This window comes from Arthrobacter sp. 2YAF22_2, from assembly GCF_052114645.1.
Taxonomy (GTDB): domain Bacteria; phylum Actinomycetota; class Actinomycetes; order Actinomycetales; family Micrococcaceae; genus Arthrobacter.
Window position 1 is genome coordinate 1 of the sequence record NZ_JBFRFD010000484.1, and the last position, 2734, is coordinate 2734.

The 2734-nt window shown below is 70.0% G+C and carries 1 protein-coding gene and 1 pseudogene; both read right to left on the reverse strand.

Annotated elements, in window-relative coordinates; translation table 11 throughout:
• Positions 1-1223, reverse strand: a pseudogene (locus AB4Y86_RS16210) (bifunctional [glutamine synthetase] adenylyltransferase/[glutamine synthetase]-adenylyl-L-tyrosine phosphorylase); the annotation flags it as partial.
• Between the two features lie 10 nt (positions 1224-1233).
• Positions 1234-2574: a type I glutamate--ammonia ligase gene (gene glnA / locus AB4Y86_RS16215; RefSeq protein WP_441403205.1), complete on the reverse strand. Its 1341-nt coding sequence runs from the start codon at positions 2572-2574 to the stop codon at positions 1234-1236.
• Positions 2575-2734 lie beyond the last annotated feature (160 nt).

Sequence of the window (2734 nt, forward strand, 5' to 3'; positions counted from 1 at the left end):
GCCGAGAGCGCAGCGATGGCCGAGGTCGTGTCCCGGCAGCGCAGGCTCTCGTCCGCTTTGCCGTGCACCAACTGGAGCAGCTGGACGGTGAATTCGACGTCGCGCAAGCCGCCGCGGCCCAGTTTGATCTGCCGCTGTTCCTCTTCGGCCGGGATGTGGTCCGTGACCCGGCGGCGCATCGACCGGACCGACTCGACGAACCCCTCGCGGCCGGCGGAAGACCAGATCAGCGGCGCGACGGCCGCCTCGTAGCGGGCGCCGAGCCCGGCGTCGCCGGCGATGGTGCGCGCCTTAAGCAGGGCCTGGAATTCCCAGCTCTCGGCCCAGCGCGCATAGTAGCTCTCGTGCGAGGCCAGGGTGCGGACCAGCGGCCCGGACTTGCCCTCCGGCCGGAGGTTGGCGTCCACCTCCCACAACCCGGGCTCCCGGCTGGTGGACGTGATGGCCCGCGAAATGCCCGAGGCCAGGGCGGTCCCGATGCTGTTCGCCCGGGAGTCTTCCAGCCTGCCGGCGTCGATCACGTAGATGACGTCGACGTCGGAGATGTAGTTCAGCTCGCGGGCGCCGCACTTGCCCATCCCGATCACGGCCAGTCCGACGTCGGCCACGTCGCCGGCGCCGAACTGCGCCGCCGCCTCGGCCCGGGACACGGCCAGGGCTGCCTCGATCGCGGCGCCGGCCAGGTCCGCCAGTTCGGCCCCGACGGAGGGCATGAAGTCCAGCGGATCGGCGGCGCAGAGGTCCTTGACGGCCAGCTCCACCAGGCCGCGCCGGTAGGCCGTGCGCAGGGCGACGTAGCCCTCCTGGCCGGTCAGGCCCGCGACCGGGCGGTCGGCTTTGGGGTCGGCCCGGACGGCGTGCAGGAGCCGGGTGCGCAGCGCGTCGGCGTCCGCGGGCCGGGGTTCCGGGCTCGCCTTGGCCTGGAAAGCTTCCAGGTGTTCGGGGTGCCGGATGAGGAACTCGCCGAGGGCTTCGGACGCCCCGAGCACCCGGTAGAGCGGCTCGCTGCGGTCCGGGTCCGCGGCCGCAAGCTGCCGCAAGTCCGGGTGTTTCTCGATCAGCCGGACCAGTGACTGGAGCGCCGTGTCCGGGTTGGCGGCCAGCTGCAGCCCGGCGAACAGGGCGTCCTGGTCCAGGCCCTCGAGTTCCGGGGCGGCCAGGAACCGTTCGCCCTTCTCGAGGTCGTTGAAACCGGCGGCGATGAGGCGCCGCGCCATGCTCACCGCGGCCGACCTAGAGGATGGCCAGGTTGCGCCGCAGCTCGTAGGGCGTCACCTGCAGGCGGTAGTCCTGCCACTCCGCRCGCTTGTTGCGCAGGAAGTGCTCRAASACCTGCTCGCCMAGGATCTGCGGCATGAGCTCGGACTCCTCCATGGTCCGGATCGCGTCGTGCAGGCTGGCCGGCAGCGGATCGTGGCCCATCGCGCGGCGCTCGGCCGAGCTGAGCGACCAGATGTCGTCCTCGGCGGCGGCCGGCAGTTGGTAGCCCTCCTCGATGCCCTTCAGGCCGGCGCCGAGCAGCACCGCGTAGGCGAGGTACGGGTTGGCGGCGGAGTCGATGCCGCGGTATTCGATCCGCGCCGACTGGCCCTTGCCCGGCTTGTACAGCGGCACCCGGACCAGGGCCGAGCGGTTGTTGTGACCCCAGCTCAGGTAGCTGGGCGCCTCGCCGCCGCCCCAGAGCCGCTTGTAGGAGTTCACGAACTGGTTGGTCACGGCCGTGAATTCGGGGGCGTGCTTGAGGATCCCGGCGATGAACTGCCGGGCCGTTTCGGAGAGCTGGAACTCGGCCCCGGCCTCGTAGAAGGCGTTGGTGTCGCCCTCGAACAGCGAGAAGTGGGTGTGCATCCCGGAACCGGGGTGGGCCGTGAACGGTTTGGGCATGAACGTGGCGTAGGTGCCCTGCTGCAACGCGACCTCCTTGATCACGGTGCGGAAGGTCATGATGTTGTCCGCGGTCTGCAGGGCATCGGCGTAGCGCAGGTCGATCTCGTTCTGGCCCGGTCCGGCCTCGTGGTGGCTGAACTCCACCGAGATGCCCACGGATTCCAGCATGGTTACGGCCGTGCGGCGGAAGTCCTGCGCCACGCCGCCGGGGACATGGTCGAAGTAGCCGCCCTCGTCCACCGGAACCGGTGCACCGTCCGGGCCGGGTTCCTGGGACTTGAGCAGGTAGAACTCAATTTCGGGGTGCGTGTAGCAGGTGAAGCCGAGGTCCGCGGCCCGGGCGAGGTTGCGTTTGAGCACGTTGCGCGGGTCCGCCGCGGACGGTTCGCCGTCGGGCGTGAGGATGTCGCAGAACATCCGCGAGGTCGCTTCCGTCTCGCCGCGCCAGGGCAGGATCTGGAAGGTGGCCGGGTCCGGCTGGGCCAGCATGTCGGATTCGAAGACACGGGCCAGGCCTTCAATGGCGGAGCCGTCGAAGCCCAGGCCTTCTTCGAAGGCGCCTTCGACCTCGGCCGGGGCCAGGGCCACGGACTTGAGGGATCCCACGACGTCGGTGAACCACAAGCGCACGAAGCGCACATCGCGCTCTTCGATCGTCCGCAGGACAAACTCTTGCTGGCGGTCCATGGTGCTGCCTCTTTCCGGGTGGGATCCGTGCCCCGGACCTGGCCCGACTCCACGTCGGGGCCGTCACGCGGCTGCTCACGAATCACTCTACTAAGCATTCCCGGCGATTGCTGGACGGGCGTCCCTGCACCGCGGCTGTGGCCCCCCGGCATCCCGTGGC